Origin of the sequence: Bacillus cereus group sp. BfR-BA-01383, assembly GCF_022663495.1 — a bacterium.
Taxonomy (GTDB): domain Bacteria; phylum Bacillota; class Bacilli; order Bacillales; family Bacillaceae_G; genus Bacillus_A; species Bacillus_A cereus_AU.
This window is the reverse complement of record NZ_JAKUFP010000025.1, coordinates 32393-54674: the sequence shown is the minus strand read 5'-3', so window position 1 is coordinate 54674 and position 22282 is coordinate 32393. Positions and strand designations below refer to the sequence as shown.

Below are 22282 nucleotides of genomic sequence, written 5' to 3'. Positions count from 1 at the left end.
ATAGGTCATAATAAGTCCCGATTAGCGTAAAAAAATAGAGTTACCTTCCTACATGAATCCCATTGTTTGTGAAATATTTCACAAATTTATTCGTGAATAATATTTCATGAATTCAATATACATGAAATCATTTCGTTTGTGTATGTCTAATTTGTGAAATGTTTCACAAATTAATGTAATAAAAATGCACCGCTAATATAGGCAGTGCATTTTTTACTATGCTAGCGCTTGTGCTAAATCTTCCATTAAATCTTCACCATCTTCAATACCGACAGAGATACGAATTAATGTATCTGTAATTCCTAATTCTTTACGGCGATCTGCTGGGATTGATGCATGTGTCATTTGAGATGGGATAGAAATTAAACTTTCTACTGCTCCTAAGCTTTCAGCAAGTGTGAAGTATTGCAGTTTCTCAAGTACGTTATTTAACGTTTCTTCACTATCTACATCAAATGAGATAATGGCACCAAATCCATTTGCTTGTTCTGTTGCTAATGCATGGTTTTGATGTGATTCAAGACCTGGATAATATACTTTATTTACTTTTGGATGGTTATTTAAAAACTCAGCAATTGCACGTGAATTCGTTTCATGTTCTTCCATACGAATTCCTAATGTTTTTAAACCGCGAAGTAATAAGAAGCTATCTTGCGGCCCTAGAATACCTCCTGTCGAGTTTTGTACAAAGTGAAGGTCTTCTGCTAGTTGCGGGCTATTTACAACTACTAAACCTGCAACTACGTCACTATGACCTCCTAAATATTTCGTTGCACTATGAAGTACAATATCTGCTCCTAAAGAAATCGGCGACTGCCAATATGGCGTCATGAATGTGTTATCAATAATTGTTAATAAATCTTTCTCTTTAGCAAGAGTAGATATTTTCTTAATATCAGTAATTTTCAGTAATGGGTTCGTTGGTGTTTCCACATAAATCGCTTTCGTATTTGGACGAATCGCTTCTACAACTTCCTCTAGGTTTGTTGTATCTACAAATGTATGCTCAATGCCGAAACGGTTTAATACTTTCGTAATAACGCGATACGTTCCGCCATAAACATCATCTGTTAAAATGACGTGGTCACCTTTTGAGAACAACATAATTGTCGCTGTAATAGCAGCCATTCCTGAACCAAATGCAAATCCAGCATGACCGTTTTCTAATACAGCAATCATTTCTTCTAAAGCTGCACGTGTAGGGTTACCTGTACGTGAATATTCATATCCTTGATGCTTACCAACTGCTTCTTGTTTATACGTACTTGTTTGATAGATTGGCACGTTTACAGATCCAGTTGATGGTTCTCCTATGCGAATACCATGAATTAACTTTGTCTTTGCTCTCATTTTTTATTCCCATCCTTTGTATATGTCTTTACTTAAATAACGCTCACTACTATCAGGAAAAATCGTTACAATATTTGTACCTGGTGCCGCTTTCTCCGCCTCAAGTAAGCTTGCATGAAATGCTGCTCCTGAAGAACTCCCAACGAGAAGACCTTCTTTTTGCGCTAATTCTTTCACGCGTAAAAATGCATTTCGATCAGAAATTGTATGAATTTCATCAAAATAAGATGTTTTTAAAAATGGCGGGATGAATTCAAGACCAATTCCTTCTGTTTCATGTGACCCAGCTTTACCACCATTTAAAATAGATCCTTCTGGTTCTACAATAACCGTTTTAATATCAATATTTTGCTCTTTTAAATAAGACGCAGTTCCCATAAACGTACCGCCAGTTCCTGCCCCTGCAACAAATATGTTAATCTTCCCATTTAGTGCCGACCAAAGTTCAGGTCCTAGTGTTTTGAAATAAGCACGAGGATTTGCTTCATTCGCAAATTGGCTTGGAGAGTATGAATTCGGTATTTCCTTTACTAATTCTTTTGCCTTTGCGATCGCGCCGGTCATTCCTTGTTCAGTCGGCGTATGCACAACTGTTGCACCTAACGCTTTCATTAACTCTTGTTTTTCAATACTAAATTTCTCTGGTACACATACAATGACGCGTAAATCATGTTCTAACGCTGCAAGTGCCAGTCCAATGCCAGTATTTCCAGCAGTCGGTTCAATAATTGTTCCGCCCTCTGCAACAAGCCCTTTTTCTAGCGCATCTTCGATTAATTCTCTTCCTAAACGATCCTTAACGCTTCCACCTGGGTTATAAAATTCAAGCTTTGCAAATAAACGGACCTCTTTTGGAAGTGAAAAACGAGTAATTTCTACAATTGGTGTATGACCAATTAACTCATGAACTCCACGATATACATTCATCGTGTTCTCCCCCTTATTTGCCAATAAAGAAAAGGCAACTGTATGTATTTTCTTTATATGAGACAGTTGCCTTTTTGTTACATTACTTTAACTCTTCTAGTACTTTTACGATAAAGTTTGTAGAATGAAGAGCTGCTTGATCTAAAAATTGATCAAATGAAACATTTGATTCTTTACCAGCAATATCAGAAAGTGCACGAATGATTACAAACGGAACTTCATATTGATGGCATACTTGCGCAACAGCTGCTGCTTCCATTTCTACTGCATAAAGATCTTCAAATTTATCACGGATTGCTGCAACGCGGTTCGGATCACTCATAAATGAATCTCCTGTTGCAATCATACCTTTTACAACTTGAATGTTTTCTTCAGTTTGCATACATTTTTCAGCTAATGCAACTAGCGCCTCATCAGCTTTAAATCCAGGCGGCATTCCTGGTACTTGACCATACTCATAGTTAAATGCTGTTACATCTACGTCATGGTGACGAACTTCTGTTGAAATAACTACATCACCAACGTTTAGAGAATGGTGGAAGCCACCAGCTGAACCAGTATTAATTACTTTTTCAGGCTTATATTTTTCTAATAAAATTGTCGTTGACATCGCTGCATTTACTTTACCAATACCAGACTTTAACAAGATTACTTCATGTCCTGCTAATAGCCCTTTCGTAAATTCACAACCTGCAACCGTTTCTGTTTCTGCTTGTTCTAATTTGTCACGTAAAATACGTACTTCTTCTTCCATTGCTCCAATTACAGCAATTCTCAATCTAATCCCTCTTTCTATTGCTTAGTTGCCTCCATTACCCAAACGAAATGATTTAATCTCGTAAACGTTACATGGAAGCCATTGTTTTCAAAAATAGATTGCATGATAGGAATACGTGTATAGTATTCTGTTTGCAAATCGTTTGCTAACTGATGAAACCCTCTTTGTTTTGCTACTTCGACAGTTTTATCATATGCATCTTGATCTGTAAATATCGTATCAGCAAACACTATTTTACCACCTTTGTTTAGCAATTGACTATACTTCGCAATCGCTACGTCTTTTTCTTCATCTGTTAAATGATGAAATGCATAGGTGCTTACAATGGTATCAATTGAATTTGGAACTTCAAAAGAAAGAAAATCACCTTCTGTAATGGAAAACTCTTTTGGCAATTTCTCTTTAGCAATAATGCGCATTTCACGTGACGGTTCTATACCGTAAACTGTGTGGCCAGCAAGTAATAATTTATTTGTTAAATTACCAGTACCAACACCAAATTCTAATATATTACCAAATGACTTGTTAACTACATCCTCTAAAATGTCCTCATAACGAGCGAAAACCTCTTTATATTGTATATCTTCGCCTTGTACGAATGAGTCGTACGTATGAGCCCACTCATCAAATAAACCATTAAATTCTGTACCCATAAAAATTCCCCTTTTTCTTATCGGTTTTATCAGTATAATATGCCCTCTTTCTAAAAATGTCAATTGAAATGCACATGGAATTTCCTTCTTTTCTTTGTTACACTATAGGTGATTACATAGGAGAGGGGTCGTCTTCATGTCATTTACCTTTGAAATGTTAGAAGATAAAGTAGAATTTTTTGAAGCGGGGGACTTAGCTTCTTTAGAACGAAAAATTAGTGAACAAATCGATAATAATAAAGCACTTATGCTTGAAGTTCATCATATCTCGCATCAAATGGTTATGGATTCTGAAAGCAAAAGACCGTACTATAGTGCGGTTGTTCATTTTAAATTAAAGAAATTACGCTAACTAAAAAAGAGAAGCTCATAAGAGCCTCTCTTTTTTAGTTTAGAGTTTGAACAAGTACTGGTTTCCAGCCTTCATTGTCTACCCAATCAATATTTACATAATATTTTTTACCTGATTGCTTATCTTGTACGTTGCCGTAAGCTTTATTCTTACCGTTATTTCCGATTCTATGAATAACTAATTGCTCTACCGGAACGTCAATTGCAGCTGAAATCGCTTGATTCATCTCATTCCAATCTGCTGTGCCTTTTTGGAATGTCATCGCAGGTGTTGCACCTTGCTCTGTACCTACTGGCTTCCAAGAAGATTTCGTATAAGCATCTGTTGCCTTTGGCTGTGTTTTTTCAGCTGGTACTTTCTCGTTAGCTTTCGCTTCTTCTTCAGCTTTTTTCTTTTCTTCTTCAGCCTTTAGTTTCTCTTCTTCTTCCTTCTTAGCCTCTGCCTTCTCTTGCTCGTTCTTCTTCGTCTCTTCTTTACCTTTAGCTTTCTCAGCTTTATTCTCTTTTGTTGTTTGCTGAGCTACTTTTTTATCACTAGAAGACGCTTGTTCTTTCGTATTAGGAACAAACAATTGATATGCTACAATAGCTACCGCTACTAATACAATAGCAATCGCAATATTTAAAACACCGTTTTGACGACGTTTTTGTTGTTTCTGTTGAAATCTAGATCCTCCTGCCATTCTTCAAACCTCCATGCAGTTTTTCATATTTGCTATTGTAACATTAAATCTAGAAAGGTTGAACATTTACAATAATATTTTCACGAAATGAAAACATTTCATAAATAATTGCAAGATTACTGTTCATTTTCTAATCTATGAATTGCTTCTACCAGTTCTGTAAAAACTGGTGTAACTACATTTTTGTTACTATCTGTTTCTATATCAACTACAACTAAAGCGTATCTTGGATTTTCATATGGAAAATAACCTGCAAACCAGCGATTCACTTTCGTTCCTTTTCCTGTTTGCGCTGTCCCAGATTTTCCTGCGACACTTAGTGGCAAGGACCTGAATGCTGCTCCTGTTCCTTTCTCCGCTAGTACAACACCTCTTAATAACTCTTGTAATGTTTTCACTGTTTTATACGAAAGCCGTTTTCCATTTAATGTATGGTTTTCAAATGTAAAATAATCCGTTCCATTTTTATATACTATTTTTTCAACAGCTTTCACTTCCATCTTTTCTCCATTTCTAGCAATCGTCGCCATCATATTTGCAATCGCTAGAGGTGATATCCGTACATCTTTCTGTCCAATTGCTGTTTGCGCTATCGCTTTTTTACTATTCTTATTTACTTCATTCTCCCAAATAATAGCACTCTTCTCTTCTGGTATTTGCTCAAAACGAGCTGTATGAAATACCGAACCTTTCCAACCAACCTTTCCAGCGGCCCCTAAAGCTTCTACGTACGTTTCTAGCACCGTCTTATCCTTTTGTATTAGCTCGTTACCTAACTCTGAAAATGTCCTGTTACAGCTTCTAGCAAAGCTCTCTTTAAAACTAAGTGTACCCATCATAACTTGCGGGCGGTTTTCACCATATAAATCTTTATTACAATTAAATGTACGATTAAACACATTTATATTTTGATCAATTGCTGCCGCTGCAACTACTGTTTTAAAAACAGAGCCCGGGAAATGTGGTGTTAACATTTGATTTTCAAGTGTAGTCTTATATATACTCTCATCTTTCACCTGTACAGATGGTTTGCTGATCATCGCTAAAATTTCATTTTTCTTCACATCAAGTAATACTAATCCTCCCTTCTTTATTTCACTTGCTTCAATCACCTCTTCTGCTTTTTGCTGCAACTCTTTATGTAAAGTAGTTTGAATCGTAACCGGATAAAATGGATTTCCGGGTGAAGTATATTTTGCTTGTTTTCCAAAAATCGGTTCTCCTTGTCGATCCACTTGATACAATACTTTTGCCTCTCCATCGGTCAATAGAAATTCATCAAATGATTGCTGTAATCCAGAAATACCAATTGGCGTTTGCTTCGAAATTTTTTTCACTTCTCCATATCGCTTTTGAAATTCTTGCTCATTCTCCCCCACATCTCCAATTAAATGATTCATCGCTCCAGTTTGCTTTAATCGAACGTCAGTTGCTACAATCCCTAATACATTTAATTGGTTCACCTTCTCCATCTGCTCTCGTTCCAATCGAAATGGACCGTTTCCTCTTTGCAGTATAAATGCATTTTTCTTATCTTTCATTTGGTTTTCAATCTCTTCTCTTGACACACCAATGATATGCGCAATTTTCTCTAACATGCCATTTTTTATTTGTAAAAATGGAAAAACAATCAAAACTGAATATTTCTCTTCACCAACTTCCTTACCATTTCGATCTGTAAAATGCCCTCTTCCATTATCTACTGTAAGTGATTGTGTTCGTTGCGTAACACTTTTCTCAATTAAATTAATCTTACGATCAGTAAATGATTCTGTATCTATAATTTGTATTTGAATTAAACGACAAAGTAATAAAAACATGACACATATAAAAACAATTAAAACAATTGTAATTCTCCGTTTTATTCTCATAAAAAACACCTCGTCTATTGTAGTTTAGACGAGGTACTATTTTATTTATACAAGCTACAAAACAAAAAAAGATATTATATAAGCTGTTATTGATTCTTTGGCTTCTCTAGAAAGTTCATAAGAAGCGATCTAAATTCTGTTTCATTCACTCCAGTGCTTTTGGCAACTTCAATTACAGTAGTTGTTACGTTAGCCGCTACTTTTAAATATTCCTTACTTAAATTATTCATTTCATTTCTTTTTTCTTTAGCATTCTCGACTGTTACAGAATCAATACAAGCAATCATCTTATCTACAATTTGTAAGTAATTATTTTCTGCATCTATTATTTTTTGAATATCATCTTTATTACTTACTTTCGATTGTTTTAAATATGTATAGGCTTGATTCACTTCATCCTTTAAAATTTTATCATTATTCTTCGCCTGTTCTTGCAACATATTCTTCATGTCATCTATTGTTTTTTGATCCATTGAATCTCGCAATAAATAATCTGGATTCCCAATCGCATAATCATACTTAATTGTTACATTTTGAAATAATTTCATCACAATAGCTAATTGATACGCTACATCAAAATCATCAAATTCCTTTTTATCTTGTGGATTTTCTACGCTTTTTGAACTCTCAGTTGCTCTAGTATCCTTTTTTTCTTCTTGCTTTATTTTTTCGCCCTTTGATGATGTAGCTTCCTCATTCGTTCCACATGCAACGAGCCCTAATATGGATATACTACAAACCAGTCCTGTAAAAATTTTATGTTTCATAATTAGCCCCTTTTCCCCATTGAAACCTATAGTTCCTAATTATGATATCAAAGCTTAAAGAAATTTTTTGACATTTCTTGTCGAAGCGTTCGAATGTTCATACAAGTTTTTCATTCTACAGATAAAATAAAAAAAGATTCTCCCATCGGGAGAATCTTTTTTTATTTTACAGAGATAATCTCTACTTGCATTTCTCCGCCTGGTGTTTGGATTGCTACCTTCTCACCAATTTGCTTACCTAATAAGCTTTTTGCGATTGGAGAGTCGTTAGAAATTCTTCCTTCAAATGGATCTGCTTCTGCACTACCTACAATTGTGTAAGCTTCTTCGTCTCCACCTGGTAATTCTTTAAATGTTACTGTTTTACCTAATGTTACAACTGTAGACTCTTCACCATTGTCTTCAATGATAACCGCATTACGGATCATGTTTTCTAGTTGTGTAATACGTCCTTCTACGAATGCTTGCTCATCTTTCGCTGCATCGTACTCAGAGTTCTCTGAAAGATCCCCGAAGCTACGTGCAATCTTAATGCGCTCTACAACCTCTTTACGTTTTACTGTTTTTAAATCCTCAAGTTCGTTCTCTAATTTTTGCTTACCCTCTTGCGTCATAGGGTATGTTTTTTCTATTGCCATATTTTCCACTCCTTTTATATACCAATCCCCTGAAAAAAGAGGAGTTCCATATGAAAACTCCCCCGCTTATATGTGTAGCGGAGGTTTCTAGCACGCCTGTACTAGCGGAGTTGTCACATACAACCCCGGATTCCCAATTCTTCTTTATATAAAGAAGATATGTATGGAGAGTTGATATAAATATGCCCTCACCTATATATAGATGAGGTTGCATGTTTCATTGTATTCGATAGGAAGGGAAAAAATCCCTTCCTATCGTATATCTTTTACTATGCTATTACAAATTTACTTTTTGTTCAAGAATTGTTGCAATTTTTGTCACCATAATATCAATTGCAACGTGGTTTTGTCCACCTTCAGGGATAATAATATCCGCAAATTTCTTAGAAGGCTCAATAAATTGATTGTGCATTGGACGTACAACGTTTACGTATTGATCAATAACTGAATCCATCGTACGACCACGCTCTTTAATATCACGCTGCATACGGCGCAGGATACGAAGATCCGCATCTGTATCAACGAATAGCTTAATGTCCATTAACTCACAAAGACGTGGGTCTTCTAAAATAAGAATTCCTTCTAAAATGATTACATCTTTCGGCTCAACTGGAATAATGTCTTCCGAACGCGTATGCAATGTATAGTCATATACAGGCTTATCAATTTGCTCATATGCAAGCAACTGCTGCAAATGTTCAATTAACAGATCATTATCAAACGCAAGCGGATGATCATAATTTGTTTTTAAACGCTCTTCCATTGGTAAATGGCTTTGATCTTTGTAATAATAATCTTGCTCTAAGATTAAAATAGAATGACCTTTAAAATGGTCAAAAATCGCTTTCGTTACACTCGTTTTACCTGATCCCGAACCACCAGCAATTCCAATTACAACAGGCTTATTCGTCCCCATTCGACTATCACTCTTTCTTATTGAAGTATGCTTTTGCGCATCATATTATTCACATACACTGGTTGATCCACTTTGAATTTCACGATTTGCAACGGATGTCTCGCTGCATCTAATTCGTTTCCATCCTCATCCCAAATTTTCTCCACCGTCTGCGTAAAGTTTTCTATTTCCGGTCCAAAGAACTCCACTTCATGTCCTGGTTTGAAATGATTACGTTGCTCAATCGTTACGATGCCCTTTTCTTCATTATAATCTAACACTAAACCAGCAAAATCATACGTTGTTTTCTTACTATGATTTCCAAACATTTGCTCTTGATGTCCTGGAACCCCTTCAAAGAATGCCGGAGCTGTATCACGATTTGCACATTTATCAAGCTCATCTAACCATTCTTGTTTAAACTCAAAGTTATCTGGATCCGCACAATACGCATCAATTACTTTACGATATACAGTTGCTACAGTCGCTACGTAATGGATAGATTTCATACGTCCTTCAACTTTTAAGCTGTCAATTCCAATTTCAATCATTTTCGGAATTGATAAAATTAAATTTAAATCTTTTGGACTCATCGCAAAGTGAGCATCTTCTTCTTGGAATAGAGGAAGCTCTTTTGCATCTTTATGTTGTGATACTGTTTGAACTAAATCATAGTCCCAGCGGCAAGATTGACAACAACCACCACGGTTAGAGTCACGCGCTGTCATATGGTTACTTAATGTACATCTTCCTGAATAGGCAATGCACATTGCACCATGGACGAATGCTTCAATTTCAATATCCACTTTTTCTTTAATTTCTTTCATTTCTTCATAGCTTGCTTCACGAGCTAATACAAGACGATGTAAACCTTCTTCTTTCCAATACTGTGCTGCTTTCCAGTTGGATAGTGATTGTTGTGTACTTAAATGCACCTCAACAGAAGGTGCTACACGTTTACATGTCTCAATAATAAGCGGATCAGCAACGATAATTCCCGTTACGCCAGCTTTTTCAATCCCTTTTAAATATTCCTCTAGCCCGTCCATATTTTCATTATGTGCAAAGATATTTGTTGTTACGTATATTTTTGCTCCATATTTCTTTGCAAATTCAACACCTTCTGCCATTTCTTCCAGCGTAAAGTTACCTGCATTCGAACGAAGACCAAATTCTTGTCCACCTAAATATACAGCATCTGCCCCATAATGGATAGCTACTTTTAATTTTTCTAAGTTACCCGCAGGGATTAACAGTTCAGGTTTCTTCACAATAACGCGTTTGCCATCGATCACTCGTGAAATTTCTTGTACAGTCATTTCCTACACCCTCCTCGTTTAGTAAACCGTTTCTTTAAAGAAGAATCCTGTATCTAACGGACGATTTACCGGTTGCATTTCTTCTATCTCTTTATATAAATCCTCTTTCACGTCATAATACGTATCACGATCTTCTACACATAAATCAATTGCTTTACGATATTTCTTCGTAACTTCAATAATGTATTCAGAGCTTTTTAATACCCCATCAACTTTTAAGCTATCGACTTCAGCATCGATTAGTTCTTCTAACTCATCAATGAAACAAATATCGTTCGGACTCATAATGTGAGTACCATTTTCATCTTCATAAATTGGGTATTTATTATTACGCTCTGGATCATGTAAGAACATATTCTCTTCATACTTTTTCTTTTCGATGTCGAGATTACGCCCTTGATACTCAAAATAGTTTCCTACTAATGAACGCTTCGATTGGAACATACAAGTCATACCGTGAATTTGTACTTCAAGTTCTACTTCAGCATTTTCTTTTAATTCAACAATTTCATCTAAGCTAAGCTCGCGAGCTAATACAGCGCGTTTTGCACCTCTTTGCCCCCAATAGTTACAAGTAAACCAGTTTGTTGCTGTCGTTTCTGTATTCCAGTGCAATTGCATGTTTGGTGCAACTTCACGAACAGCCATTAATACCGCTGGATCTCCGAAGACAATTGCATCTACATTTACTTCGTTTAAAAATGCAACGTAGTCTGTCAATTCTTCCACCTTATCATTGTGGAACATCGCATTCATAGCTACGTATACCTTCATACCATTTTCATGTGCAATATTCACAGCTTGTTTCACATCTTCACGTGAAAATTCCCCTGCTAAGCGTAAACCAAACTTTTGCTCACCAACCATTACCGCATCTGCTCCTGCTTTTGCAAGAGATTCGATATCCGCCACTGCTTTTGGCGTTACTAACAATTCAGGTTTCTTCATACCTTTGTCACCCTCTCTTTTTACTAACAGCTACTCCATCACCAATTGGGAAAATCGTTGTATCGTATCCTTCATGGTTCATAAGCCATTCATTGTACGTCTTAATACGGCGGATTAAACCACGTGTACGTCTGTTTTCAATCTTTTCTTTTGTCGTTACAAGACCATGGTACATAACATTATCTGAAATAATAACGCCACCAGGATTTAATAACGGTTCGTATAAGTCAAAAAAGCGACGGTATTGCCCTTTCGCTGCATCAATAAAAATAACATCAAATGTTCCATGTTCTTTCACTTGTTCGCCCGTTTCTAAAGCATCACCATAAATAACAGAAATGCGATCTGTTACTGGGGAACGTTCTATATATTCAAGTGCCTTTTCATATCGTTCACGATTGCGCTCTACTGTCACAATACGCGAATTCGGAATAGCTTCCATCATACGAATACTAGAATAACCGATTGCTGTTCCAAGTTCTAAAATGCTTTTCGGTCCAATTAAACGTAAAAATTGCAGCATAAATTCCATTCCAAGTCGATCCATAATCGGCACATGATTTTCTGTTGCATATTCTTCCATTTCAAGAATTAATTTATCTTTTGGATCAATAAATGATAATAGGTACTCGTTAACTGCATCCTCCATAAATGGTCCTCCTTATTTACATGGAGAAGTGCCTCTATGACGTCTTTTCGCACATAGAATGCAATAAAAATACAAGCCAGCTTTACCCTTAGCTTGTACGTCCCGTTTTGATATTAAAAACGATTCTTCTGCCAGTTTTTAACCCGATATATTTTACCACAAAAAAGAGGGATGTGCGACACTTTTCGCTATCCCTCCCCATTTCACTGTTTTTTCGTAATATATTTTTGCTTTAATGCATTATGCTCTTCTAACGTTTTCGCATAATACACTTCACCACTTGGTGCTGCTAAGAAATAATAATAATCTGTTTGTGCAGGTCCTAACGCTGCTTCTATTGATTGTTTACCAGAGTTTGCAATCGGTCCAACCGGCAACCCTTTCACAACGTACGTATTGTACGGAGAGTTTACTTTTAAATCCTCGTATAATACACGTTGTTTATGCTTTCCAAGTGCGTATAATACCGTTGGATCGGTTTGCAGTGGCATACCTTTCGCTAAACGATTATAAAAGACACTTGAGATCTTTTGACGATCTGTAAAGCCCGTTGCCTCTTCTTCAATAAGTGAAGACAATGTTAAAAGCTGGTGAACATCCCAGTTCTTCGCTTTCATTTTCGCCTCGTTTTGAACAATGATTGCATTCGTTTTCTCAAGCATTGGAATTACGATTTCTTCTAACGTCGTATCCTTCTTATAGAACGAATATGTTGCAGGGTATAAATAACCTTCTAACGGGTATTTAATATTGCTATCAAAGATTTTATCCGTTAATAACTTCGGATACTTTTGCTGCATTTTTTGAACGAATGCTTTATCGTTTAATTGACGTACAACATCATCTTTATTCCACTTTAATTCCGCCGCAATCACTTCTGCTATTTCAGTTACTTGCGCTCCTTCTTTAATCGTCAGTTTATAAAGTGCTGGACGATGGACATTACCCGATGACATTTGTTCAATGACGTCAGCTGCACTCATTGAAGGAGTTAATAAATATGTACCAGCTTGTAAATTTTTCGATTTAGCCTTTGTATAAAAACTAAAAACTGTACCGTTTTTCACAGCACCTTTTTCTTCTAAAATCTCACCTATTTTACTAGTAGATGATCCTTTTGGAATCTCTACTTCAATCTCTTTTTTATTCCCGCTATCAACTGGTCCTAATGCCGATGAAATATACGCATAGACTGAACCACAAACTAAAAGCAGTGCAATAATCGAAAATAAAAAAATACGTCTACGCTTCTTTTTCACTTGATTCTCTATCAAAATTCTTCCTCCTTATTCAATTGTAGGCCATATGTACATATTTCTATACAACACGATGAAAAACCACAACAAACTTACCTATCTTTTTTTGATAGGCATTTTTATTTTTCTACAATCCGTCTCATTATACTACAAAGGATTACGCAGTTTCGACAAAAAACCTTTCATTTTACATATGAAAACAAAAAAGATGGACTATATGTCGTCCATCTTTTCAGTACTTACTATTCTGCGTCTTGTTCTGCCTCATCAGCTAGAGTGTTGAACATTTCTTGTACCATTTCCCACTCTTCTTCAGATTCGATTGGAAGTAAAGTTCCGCCCTCTTCTTCATTTTGCTCATAAGCCATTGCATCATAAATTTGGTCTCCATCTTCGTCTACTTCACCGATTGGAGAGAAGACTACGTATGATTTTTTGCCAAATTTTTCAGCATCAAAAGTGAAAATAATTTCACATAAATGTTCGTTACCTTTTTCGTCTACAATTGTAATTTGATTTTCTTCCATTTTGGTCACCTCTTATTTACTATCTAAAAATCCTTGTAAGATTACGACTGCAGCCATCTTATCGATGACTTGCTTTCTCTTCTTACGACTTACATCAGCTGATATGAGCAGACGTTCCGCTGCCATCGTCGACAAACGCTCGTCCCACATTACAACTTCTAATTGTAACAGCTCTCGTAGGTTTTCTGCAAATTGCTGGCACGCTTCACCACGTGGGCCAATTGTACCATTCATATTTTTAGGTAAACCTACTACTATTTTGTCCACATCATACTGTTTTACTAACTCAGAAATACGGTCAAAACCAAAATGACCTCTTTCTTCGTTAATCTTAATTGTTTCCAGTCCTTGTGCTGTCCAGCCCATTTCATCGCTCATTGCAACTCCGACTGTTTTTGTACCTACATCTAAACCTAATGTCCGCATAAACTACTCCTCACGATGATGTTTCAAGTAAGACTTCACAAGCTCTTCAATTAACTCATCACGTTCAAGCTTGCGAATGATGCTTCGTGCATCTTTATGGCGAGGTATGTATGCTGGGTCTCCACTTAATAAATAACCGACGATTTGGTTAATCGGATTATAGCCTTTTTCTTGAAGTGCATCATACACAGTTAAAAGTACATCGTTTACATGGACACTCTGTTTTTCATCTTGAATGCTAAACTTCATTGTTTTATCAAAACCGTCCATTTCAAGCACCTCACTTATATAGTAAGTATAGGGAGAAGAACTTCTCCTCTCCCTACCATTGTACACTACTATCTCTTTATTTTGAAACAGATTTAACGTACTCTTGTACAAATGCTAAAGCTTCTTCAACTTGAGCTGGGGTTTTACCGCCTGCTTGCGCCATATCAGGACGGCCGCCACCGCCACCGCCGCAACGAGAAGCTACTTCTTTCACAAGCTTACCAGCATGGTAACCTTGACTAATTAAGTCTTTCGTTACGCCAGCTAAAATGTTTACTTTATCATCATTTACAGACGCTAAAACAACAACTGCAGACTCTAATTTATTTTTCAGGTCATCCATCATCGTACGTAAGTTGTTCATATCTGCAACATTTACTTTCGCAGCTAATACGTTCACACCATCAACAGTCATTACTGAATCAGTTAAGTTTCCAGCTTCGATATTGCTTAATTTCGCAGCAAGAGATTCGTTTTCTTTTTGCAGTTGTTTCACTTCAACAAATAAACCATCAACTCTTGTTAAAATATCTTTCGGATTTGTTTTCATTTTTCCAGCTGCTTCTTTTAATAAACCTACTTGATCGTTCATTAATTCGTATGCAGATTTACCAGTTACCGCCTCAATACGACGAGTTCCTGCACCGATACCAGACTCAGCAACAATTTTGAAAATACCGATAGAAGCTGTGTTATCAACGTGACAACCACCGCAAAGCTCTAAGCTGTAATCGCCAACTTGTACAACGCGTACAACATCACCGTATTTTTCACCGAATAATGCCATTGCACCCATTTCTTTCGCTTCTTCAATTGCTTTTTGAGAAATCTCAACATCAATACTTTCCCAAATTTTCTCGTTTACGATACGCTCAATTTTTTCTAATTCGTCAGCTTGTACTTGACCGAAGTGAGAGAAGTCAAAGCGTAGACGTTCAGAAGTTACAAGAGAACCAGCTTGGTTAACATGCATTCCTAGTACATCTTTTAATGCTTGGTGTAGTAAGTGAGTTGCTGTATGGTTTTTCACAACGCTACTACGATTCTTTGTATCAATAATAGCTTTCACAGCCGCGTCTTTCGTTAATGTACCTTCTTCAATAACAACTTTGTGTAAGTTTTGGCCGTTTGGTGCTTTTTGTACGTCTTTTACAAGCACTTTCACACCGTCAGCAAGAAGATAACCACGGTCTGCAATTTGTCCACCGCTCTCAGCGTAGAATGGCGTTACATCAAGCATTAATTGCCCTTCTTCACCAGCTTGTAAGCTATCTGTGTACTCACCATTTTTCACAAGTGCAACAACGTTACTTTCTGTTGCAACTGTACCGTAACCAACAAACTCGCTCGCTACTTTAACTTCACCAAGTACACCGCCTTGAACTTGCATAGAATCAACGTCTTGACGAGCAGCACGTGCACGCTCACGTTGTTTTTCCATTTCAGCTTCAAAACCTTTATGGTCAACTGTCATACTAGCTTCTTCTGCATATTCTTCTGTTAATTCAATTGGGAAACCGTATGTGTCATATAGACGGAACGCATCTACTCCAGAAATAACAGTTGTTTTTTCTTCTTTTGCTTTCGCAATAACTTCAGCTAAAATTGCTTCTCCGTCATGAAGTGTTTCATGGAAACGCTCTTCTTCGTTTTTCACAACTTTTGCGATGAAATCTTTCTTCTCCAGTACTTCTGGATAGAAATCTTTCATTACTTCTCCAACAACCGGCACTAATTCAAACATGAATGGACGGTTGATGTTTAATTTCTTCGAGTAACGAACAGCGCGGCGTAATAAACGACGTAATACATAACCACGGCCCTCATTAGATGGAAGAGCACCATCACCAACAGCGAATGTTACAGTACGGATATGGTCAGCAATTACTTTAAATGCCATATCTTTTTCTAAATCACCATTACGATACTTCTCACCAGAAATTGACTCTGTTGCGCCAATCATCGGCATGAATAGATCTGTATCAAAGTTCGTAGGCACATCTTGAACGATAGATGTCATACGCTCTAGACCCATCCCTGTATCGATGTTTTTCTTAGGAAGTGGTGTATATGAACCGTCTGGATTATGGTTAAATTGAGAGAATACAAGGTTCCATACTTCTAAGTAACGCTCGTTTTCTCCGCCCGGATATAATTCTGGGTCACTAAAGTCATTACCGTAAGCTTCCCCGCGGTCATAGAAAATCTCTGTATTCGGTCCACTTGGTCCTTCACCGATATCCCAGAAGTTTTCTTCTAAGCGGATGATGCGCTCTTTTGGAACACCCATTTTCTCATTCCAAATTGTGAATGCTTCTTCATCTTCTGGATGAATTGTAACTGATAGTAATTCTTTATCGAATCCGATCCATTTGTCGCTCGTTAAGAATTCCCAAGCCCAAGTAATTGCTTCTTCTTTGAAGTAATCACCGATTGAGAAGTTTCCTAACATTTCAAAGAATGTATGGTGACGAGCTGTTTTCCCTACGTTTTCAATATCGTTTGTACGAATTGATTTTTGAGCATTTGTAATACGTGGGTTTTGCGGGATTACACGGCCATCAAAATATTTTTTTAATGTTGCTACACCACTGTTAATCCATAGAAGAGATGGATCTTCATGTGGAACTAGTGATGCACTAGGTTCTACTGCATGTCCTTTTTCTTGGAAAAAGTCTAAAAACATTTGACGAATTTGTGCGCCTGTTAGTTGTTTCATTGTATTTTCCTCCTTAAATATAAAAAACTCCCGTCCCTATAAAAGGGACGAGAGTTAACTCGCGATACCACCCTAATTATGAATTGATTATTATAACAATCAATTCATCACCTCATGGTGCCGTAACGTGGCAAGACGGCAGTGATTAGCTGCTCTCAGGATTAGCTTTCTGTTACCCTTCATTTAAAGCTTCTTTCAGCCATTGGAAGCTTCTCTCTATAAATGGACTGTAACGTACTTGTTCCGTCATTGATTTAATGTATTATATGACTAAATATAATAGAATTCTCTTAAGTTTGTCAATGTAGATAATCATTTATATTGTATCAATTTCTCATTAACCATAGTTATTCTACTATTCATTCTTAACAGCCTTTTCATATATTATGCAATTCATTAATAAATCGTACTATCTTCATGAAAATATCTACGCAAACTTTTCTGAATATTGCATTTTTGTTACAATTAATTATTAATAACAAAGGAGCGATTACTATGACAACCGTATTGAACAAAGCTAAAAATATATTAACGACTGACGAAACAATTTTGTTTTACGCAGCATGTTCATTAGATATATTTATATATCGTTCCGTCGCAAGGCCCGGGCTGTTAATTTTAACGAACAAAAGACTCTTCTTTTATGGACCAGATATAAGCAAGAATCCAATATTTGAAGAGTACTCTTTCGCAAAAATTTCTAATCTAAAAGAACAAAAGCGTCTTTTCAGCAATCAAATTGTATTTATGTATGATAATGAGTGGAAAAAAATAAAACATATTCAAACAAATGATGTGAGCTCACTTGTTCAAAAAATACAAGAACAACTCCCTAAATAAGCATATGATTAGCCCTCTATTTTTATAAATAGAGGGCTAATCATTACATATCTTCTCTCTTCCAAAGAGGCCTCACATGAACAATCACTGTACGAATCACAGCTAAAATTGGAACCGATATTAGTAACCCTACAATCCCAGCTACCTCTCCTCCAACTAGTAAGGCAAGCATAATAATAACTGGATGCATACGAAGGGACTTACCAACGATGTAAGGCGATAAAATGTTACTTTCCAAAAATTGCAAAATAGCAATCGTAATCCCCGCCTTAATGAGTAAACTCGTTGATACCGTTGCCGCAATCATCAACGTCGGAATCGCCCCTAAAATAGGACCAAAGTACGGGATTATATCCGTTACCCCAATAATAATGCCGAGCAGCAATGGATATTTCATACCGATAAACCAAAAAGAAAGAACAGATACCCCTCCTAATACTAAGCAAACGAATAACTGTCCTCGAATATAACTTCCAAGTGACTTGTCAATTTCTTTCGCAAGCATCTGCCCCGTACTTCGCCATTTACTCGGGACCAGTTTCCAAAAGATATGATAAAACTCACCATAGTCTTTTAATATGTAAAATACAATGAACGGTATTAAGAAAATAATGAGCAACGAATCAAGTACAACACGAGCTGTACTCATCACTTTATTTAAAAGCGCTTGAATCTTCGTTTCTACACCACCAAAAATTTGTTTCACCTTTTCATGAATAAATGACGGGAAATTCGCCGTTTGTTCTGTAACGCCATCCATCCAGGAATCGTACATTTTAGTAAACTCCGGAAACTGTTCATTAATCTCTTGCAACTGCTTAATAACAACTGGCGTTCCTTTATAAATCCCATAACCAATCCCGCCAAAAAAAAGAATGTAAATGAGTAAAATCGCAAGCGTGCGAGGCATTCCCTCTTTATGAATTTTTTCAATTAAAGGATGCAATAAATAAGCAATAAAACACGCAATAAGAAAAGGCGTAATTGCCACTTTAAATACAAAAATAATCGGCGCCCATAGCGGCTTAATTTTTAAAAAGACGAGCAAGCAAAGAAAAACGAGTAACAATAATCCTAAACGATATATCCAAATGATTTTAAGATTCTTCACACGAAAAACCTCCTCCACCTTTATTTTGAAAATAAATAGGGTAGGTTATGTGCAAAACTTTTAAAATCTTTTCATACGGACAATACTGTTTTGTAAAGACGTACATATATTTAACATAACAAGGACAACCACCCCTGAGAATGCAACCTGGAACAATATAATCAGGAGGGCTAATTATGGTTTTGTTTATGCTCGTATTATCAGCACTTTTTATGATTCTGGAATGGATTTGTATCGGGTTTGGTATTTGGAAAGGTTTCTTTATACGTTCCTCTCGAAAAGAAAGAGCGAAGCAATTATGGCATTACGGAATACTTGGCGTTGGATGCTACGGTCTATCTTATCTTTTCTCAGAAATCGGACTTTTATATTTGCATATGGGCACGTAAAAAAACTCCCTCATCAATAAGGGAGTTTTTTACTTTATCGAAATGATTATAAATAAGACTTAATCATCTTACGCGCCTTTTTTATGTTGCGTTTTGAAAACACATCTTGCTTACGAGCATATTGATATGCTGCAGCCCCAACACCTAATGCGATTAATGAATTGCGTAGATTCAAAGTAAATCCCCCTTTTCGTTATCCGATTGTTCTTTCATTCTCATCAAATAAATCATCAAGAGAGCTTAATGAACCATCTTCCTCTACTTGATGCGTATGGATTTTCCCCTTTGAAACCGATAATTCGATATAACAATTCCAGCAATAAAATTGGTTGACACCTATTTTTCCAATGTCTTTCCCTTTGCAATTTGGACAACTGAGCATATGGCTTTCATCTCCTTACAGTCTCCCAGATTCTATTCGCCATTATGTCCAAACTGCATTCATTTATACATTGCTGAAGCCTTTCAACGTTATACGTTTGAAAGTTTCACTATATAATTTCACCTTGTTACATGAAATCATACGGTGAAATGTTTTCCACGTCCATTTCTTCGCCATTAACTGTTACTAGTTGTACTTCCCCTTGTGATTCTTGCAAGCGACTAGCTAAAGTCGTTTGACGCATTGCATCATCAAGGCGATTTACGCCAGATTTAAAAGCTGTTTCCTCCCCGCAAATAATAAGGAATTTTTTACTTCTTGTAATACCTGTATAAATTAAATTACGGCGTAACATACGGTAGTAACTCTTTACAATCGGCATAATAACTATTGGGAATTCACTACCTTGTGATTTATGAATCGAGCAACAATATGCATGCGTAATTTGATTTAAATCCGGCTTTGTATATGTTACTTCAATTCCGTCAAATGAAACGATAATCATATCTTGTTGCTCGACATTTTCTTTCGCATAAAACACCGAAACAATTTCTCCAATATCACCATTAAACACTTGGCTTTCCGGCTGATTGACTAATTGAAGTACTTTATCACCTCGCCGGTATACAACGTCACCGTAGGCAATTTCTTTACTCTTTTCTTTTTTCGGATTAAACACTTCTTGAAGAGCTTCATTTAACACATTAATACCCGCTGGTCCGCGGTACATAGGTGCCAATACTTGTACATCTCTTGCACTAAAGCCTTTAGTCTTAGCATTTTCACAAACCTTTTTAACAACCTCAACAATTTGAGCCCCTGCACAGCTGATAAATGAACGATCTTTTTTATTTTGTGCTAAATCTGGCGGGAGCGTCCCGTCTTTTATCGCATGGGCAAGCTGAATAACAGACGAACCTTCTGCCTGACGATAAATTTCTGTGAGTTTTACCGTTGGGATGGCACCTGCATTTAATAAATCTTTCAACACTTGTCCAGGTCCTACCGATGGTAATTGGTCTTCATCACCTACAACGATTACTTGGATGTTCGTCGGCAAGGACTTAAACAATTGATTTGCCAGCCAAATATCTACCATCGAAAACTCATCAATAATAAGGAGCTTCCCTTGGACAGGGTCTGTTTCATTTCGCTGGAAAGACCCTTCTGGCGTCCATCCAAGCAGACGATGAATTGTGCAAGCTGGAAGTCCTGTGGATTCACTCATTCGCTTCGCTGCTCTTCCTGTTGGAGCCGTTAATAGTATTGGAAATGGATTGTCATCACTATATTCATTTAGATTTAGTGATAATCCGTGCAACGACGCATACATTTCAACAATTCCTTTAATAACTGTTGTTTTCCCCGTTCCTGGTCCACCTGTTAATAACATCATCGGCTTATGAAGTGCAGTTTGAACTGCTTCTTGCTGAAGCGGTGCATACTGTACCTTTAGCTGTTCTTCAATTTCCCCTAATGTTTTTAACACTTCTGCTTCAGGGAATGCAGGGGTTTCTTCTTGATTCATAAGACGACGAATGGACTTTACAACGCCTTTTTCAGAGTAAAATAACGAAGCTAAATACACTCGCTCTTCTTCTATGATGACTTTCCCTTCACCTTGCATCATTTCAATGCAACCTATAATATCTTCCTCAGTCACTCTTCCTTCTTGATTGTTTAAAAGTGACATCGTTTCCCTTACAAGTTGATCTTTCCCCATGTAAACATGACCGAGTTGCAATGAAACATTCTCTAGCGTATAAAAACATCCCGCACGTACACGATCATCATGATTACCTGATATACCTAATGCACGTCCTATATCATCCGCTCTTCCAAAACCAATCCCATCGACTTCTTCAATAAGCTGATATGGATTATTACGGATCACTTCTAATGTCATTTCTTTATATTGCTGATAAATTTTAATAGAAAGCTTCGTCCCAAAGCCGTAACCATTTAAAAAGCTCATCACTTTCTCTAGCCCTTGATGCTCAATAATCGTCTCATATATTTCCTGCGCCTTTTGCTTGTTTACAACGCCATTTAACGCATCGGGATCATCCATAATTTTAGAAATAGCATGCTCACCAAGATGATCCACGATTTTTTCAGCTGTACGCTTTCCTATCCCTTTAAATAAATCGCTCGCTAAATATTGCACCATGCCTGCTTTCGTTTGCGGCAATTCTTTCTTAAACGTTTCAACTAAATATTGTTTCCCATACTTTGGGTGGTCTTTAAAGTGACCTGTTAATGTAAACACTTCATCTTCGTGCATACGGGGAAAGTGACCGTTTATCATCACTTTTTTTTCGTCATATGTTTCATTCGTTTCAATGATTTTCATACTGACAACGGAATAGAGGTTTTCTTCGTTGTGGAAAATGGTATGAAGAACTTGCGCTTTTATAAATTTTTTCTCTTCTTCAAACAAATCCATTGCATGTTGATTTCCCATCTTTCCTTTCCTCTCCTTTCCGATTTTTTCACTTTAATGAGCAGTACATCCCCCACCTCTTTAGATGAG

General features: G+C 36.7%; 24 protein-coding genes and 1 other annotated feature. Of the genes, 3 read left to right on the top strand and 21 right to left on the bottom strand.

Features of this window, described 5'->3' with window-relative positions; translation table 11 throughout:
* Nucleotides 1–216: 216 nt before the first annotated feature.
* The 4 genes from MR065_RS19770 to MR065_RS19755 all read right to left on the bottom strand — a co-directional run bounded on the left by MR065_RS19770 (nt 217) and on the right by MR065_RS19755 (nt 3708).
* Nucleotides 217–1350 (bottom strand): bifunctional cystathionine gamma-lyase/homocysteine desulfhydrase, encoded by a 1134-nt coding sequence (locus MR065_RS19770; RefSeq protein ID WP_097905220.1) that lies wholly within the window; start codon nt 1348–1350, stop codon nt 217–219.
* Between the two features lie 3 nt (nt 1351–1353).
* Nucleotides 1354–2277 (bottom strand): O-acetylserine dependent cystathionine beta-synthase, encoded by a 924-nt coding sequence (locus MR065_RS19765; RefSeq protein WP_242214827.1) that lies wholly within the window; start codon nt 2275–2277, stop codon nt 1354–1356.
* Nucleotides 2278–2359: 82 nt separating this feature from the next.
* Entirely contained in the window at nt 2360–3055 is a 696-nt protein-coding gene (gene mtnN / locus MR065_RS19760) for a 5'-methylthioadenosine/S-adenosylhomocysteine nucleosidase (protein ID WP_071712933.1), read from the bottom strand.
* Between the two features lie 14 nt (nt 3056–3069).
* Nucleotides 3070–3708 (bottom strand): class I SAM-dependent methyltransferase, encoded by a 639-nt coding sequence (locus MR065_RS19755; protein ID WP_242214826.1) that lies wholly within the window; start codon nt 3706–3708, stop codon nt 3070–3072.
* A gap of 136 nt (nt 3709–3844) precedes the next feature.
* Here MR065_RS19755 and MR065_RS19750 point away from each other — a divergent pair, with 136 nt between their 5' ends.
* Nucleotides 3845–4060, top strand: coding sequence for a YrzA family protein (locus MR065_RS19750; protein ID WP_000010986.1), 216 nt, complete (start codon nt 3845–3847; stop codon nt 4058–4060).
* Between the two features lie 34 nt (nt 4061–4094).
* Here MR065_RS19750 and MR065_RS19745 read toward each other — a convergent pair whose 3' ends face one another.
* The 13 genes from MR065_RS19745 to alaS all read right to left on the bottom strand — a co-directional run bounded on the left by MR065_RS19745 (nt 4095) and on the right by alaS (nt 17027).
* On the bottom strand, nt 4095–4742 hold the full coding sequence (locus tag MR065_RS19745; protein ID WP_098989948.1) for a YrrS family protein: 648 nt from the start codon (nt 4740–4742) through the stop codon (nt 4095–4097).
* A gap of 116 nt (nt 4743–4858) precedes the next feature.
* Complete coding sequence (locus MR065_RS19740) at nt 4859–6613, bottom strand: peptidoglycan D,D-transpeptidase FtsI family protein (protein WP_242214825.1); 1755 nt, start codon at nt 6611–6613, stop codon at nt 4859–4861.
* A gap of 86 nt (nt 6614–6699) precedes the next feature.
* The gene (locus MR065_RS19735; protein WP_242214824.1) at nt 6700–7380 is read right to left on the bottom strand and encodes a hypothetical protein; all 681 of its coding nucleotides are present in this window, start codon (nt 7378–7380) and stop codon (nt 6700–6702) included.
* Between the two features lie 161 nt (nt 7381–7541).
* A complete protein-coding gene (gene greA, locus MR065_RS19730; RefSeq protein ID WP_097905214.1) occupies nt 7542–8018 on the bottom strand; it encodes a transcription elongation factor GreA in 477 nt (158 codons plus the stop codon).
* A 277-nt stretch (nt 8019–8295) separates the two neighbouring features.
* Entirely contained in the window at nt 8296–8934 is a 639-nt protein-coding gene (gene udk, locus MR065_RS19725) for a uridine kinase (RefSeq protein WP_097905213.1), read from the bottom strand.
* Nucleotides 8935–8951: 17 nt separating this feature from the next.
* Complete coding sequence (locus MR065_RS19720) at nt 8952–10232, bottom strand: peptidase U32 family protein (RefSeq protein ID WP_242214823.1); 1281 nt, start codon at nt 10230–10232, stop codon at nt 8952–8954.
* Between the two features lie 18 nt (nt 10233–10250).
* Complete coding sequence (locus tag MR065_RS19715; protein WP_242214822.1) at nt 10251–11180, bottom strand: peptidase U32 family protein; 930 nt, start codon at nt 11178–11180, stop codon at nt 10251–10253.
* 7 nt (nt 11181–11187) lie between these two features.
* Nucleotides 11188–11829 carry an O-methyltransferase gene (locus tag MR065_RS19710; protein ID WP_097905211.1) on the bottom strand — a complete coding sequence of 214 codons (642 nt, stop codon included), beginning with the start codon at nt 11827–11829 and terminating at the stop codon, nt 11188–11190.
* A 203-nt stretch (nt 11830–12032) separates the two neighbouring features.
* On the bottom strand, nt 12033–13103 hold the full coding sequence (gene mltG / locus MR065_RS19705; RefSeq protein ID WP_242214821.1) for an endolytic transglycosylase MltG: 1071 nt from the start codon (nt 13101–13103) through the stop codon (nt 12033–12035).
* A 224-nt stretch (nt 13104–13327) separates the two neighbouring features.
* On the bottom strand, nt 13328–13612 hold the full coding sequence (locus MR065_RS19700; protein ID WP_097905209.1) for a DUF1292 domain-containing protein: 285 nt from the start codon (nt 13610–13612) through the stop codon (nt 13328–13330).
* Between the two features lie 12 nt (nt 13613–13624).
* On the bottom strand, nt 13625–14038 hold the full coding sequence (ruvX, locus tag MR065_RS19695; protein ID WP_242214820.1) for a Holliday junction resolvase RuvX: 414 nt from the start codon (nt 14036–14038) through the stop codon (nt 13625–13627).
* A gap of 3 nt (nt 14039–14041) precedes the next feature.
* The gene (locus tag MR065_RS19690) at nt 14042–14308 is read right to left on the bottom strand and encodes an IreB family regulatory phosphoprotein (RefSeq protein WP_000348590.1); all 267 of its coding nucleotides are present in this window, start codon (nt 14306–14308) and stop codon (nt 14042–14044) included.
* 76 nt (nt 14309–14384) lie between these two features.
* Nucleotides 14385–17027, bottom strand: coding sequence for an alanine--tRNA ligase (gene alaS, locus MR065_RS19685; RefSeq protein WP_242214819.1), 2643 nt, complete (start codon nt 17025–17027; stop codon nt 14385–14387).
* 40 nt (nt 17028–17067) lie between these two features.
* Nucleotides 17068–17286 (bottom strand) — a binding site (T-box leader).
* Nucleotides 17287–17522: 236 nt separating this feature from the next.
* Here alaS and MR065_RS19680 point away from each other — a divergent pair.
* On the top strand, nt 17523–17867 hold the full coding sequence (locus MR065_RS19680) for a PH domain-containing protein (RefSeq protein WP_242214818.1): 345 nt from the start codon (nt 17523–17525) through the stop codon (nt 17865–17867).
* 43 nt (nt 17868–17910) lie between these two features.
* On the opposite strand, the gene MR065_RS19675 is transcribed toward MR065_RS19680, so the two are convergent.
* Nucleotides 17911–18978, bottom strand: a complete 1068-nt coding sequence (locus MR065_RS19675) for an AI-2E family transporter (RefSeq protein WP_242214817.1) — start codon at nt 18976–18978, stop codon at nt 17911–17913.
* A gap of 176 nt (nt 18979–19154) precedes the next feature.
* Here MR065_RS19675 and MR065_RS19670 point away from each other — a divergent pair, with 176 nt between their 5' ends.
* Nucleotides 19155–19367, top strand: coding sequence for a hypothetical protein (locus tag MR065_RS19670; RefSeq protein ID WP_097905206.1), 213 nt, complete (start codon nt 19155–19157; stop codon nt 19365–19367).
* A gap of 46 nt (nt 19368–19413) precedes the next feature.
* Here the strand turns inward: MR065_RS19670 and MR065_RS19665 are convergent, their stop codons facing one another.
* From MR065_RS19665 to recD2, 3 genes are all read right to left on the bottom strand, one after another.
* A complete protein-coding gene (locus MR065_RS19665; protein WP_001053552.1) occupies nt 19414–19542 on the bottom strand; it encodes a YrzQ family protein in 129 nt (42 codons plus the stop codon).
* Between the two features lie 18 nt (nt 19543–19560).
* A complete protein-coding gene (locus tag MR065_RS19660) occupies nt 19561–19749 on the bottom strand; it encodes a hypothetical protein (protein ID WP_000947445.1) in 189 nt (62 codons plus the stop codon).
* Between the two features lie 127 nt (nt 19750–19876).
* A complete protein-coding gene (gene recD2 / locus MR065_RS19655) occupies nt 19877–22213 on the bottom strand; it encodes an SF1B family DNA helicase RecD2 (RefSeq protein WP_097905205.1) in 2337 nt (778 codons plus the stop codon).
* Nucleotides 22214–22282 lie beyond the last annotated feature (69 nt).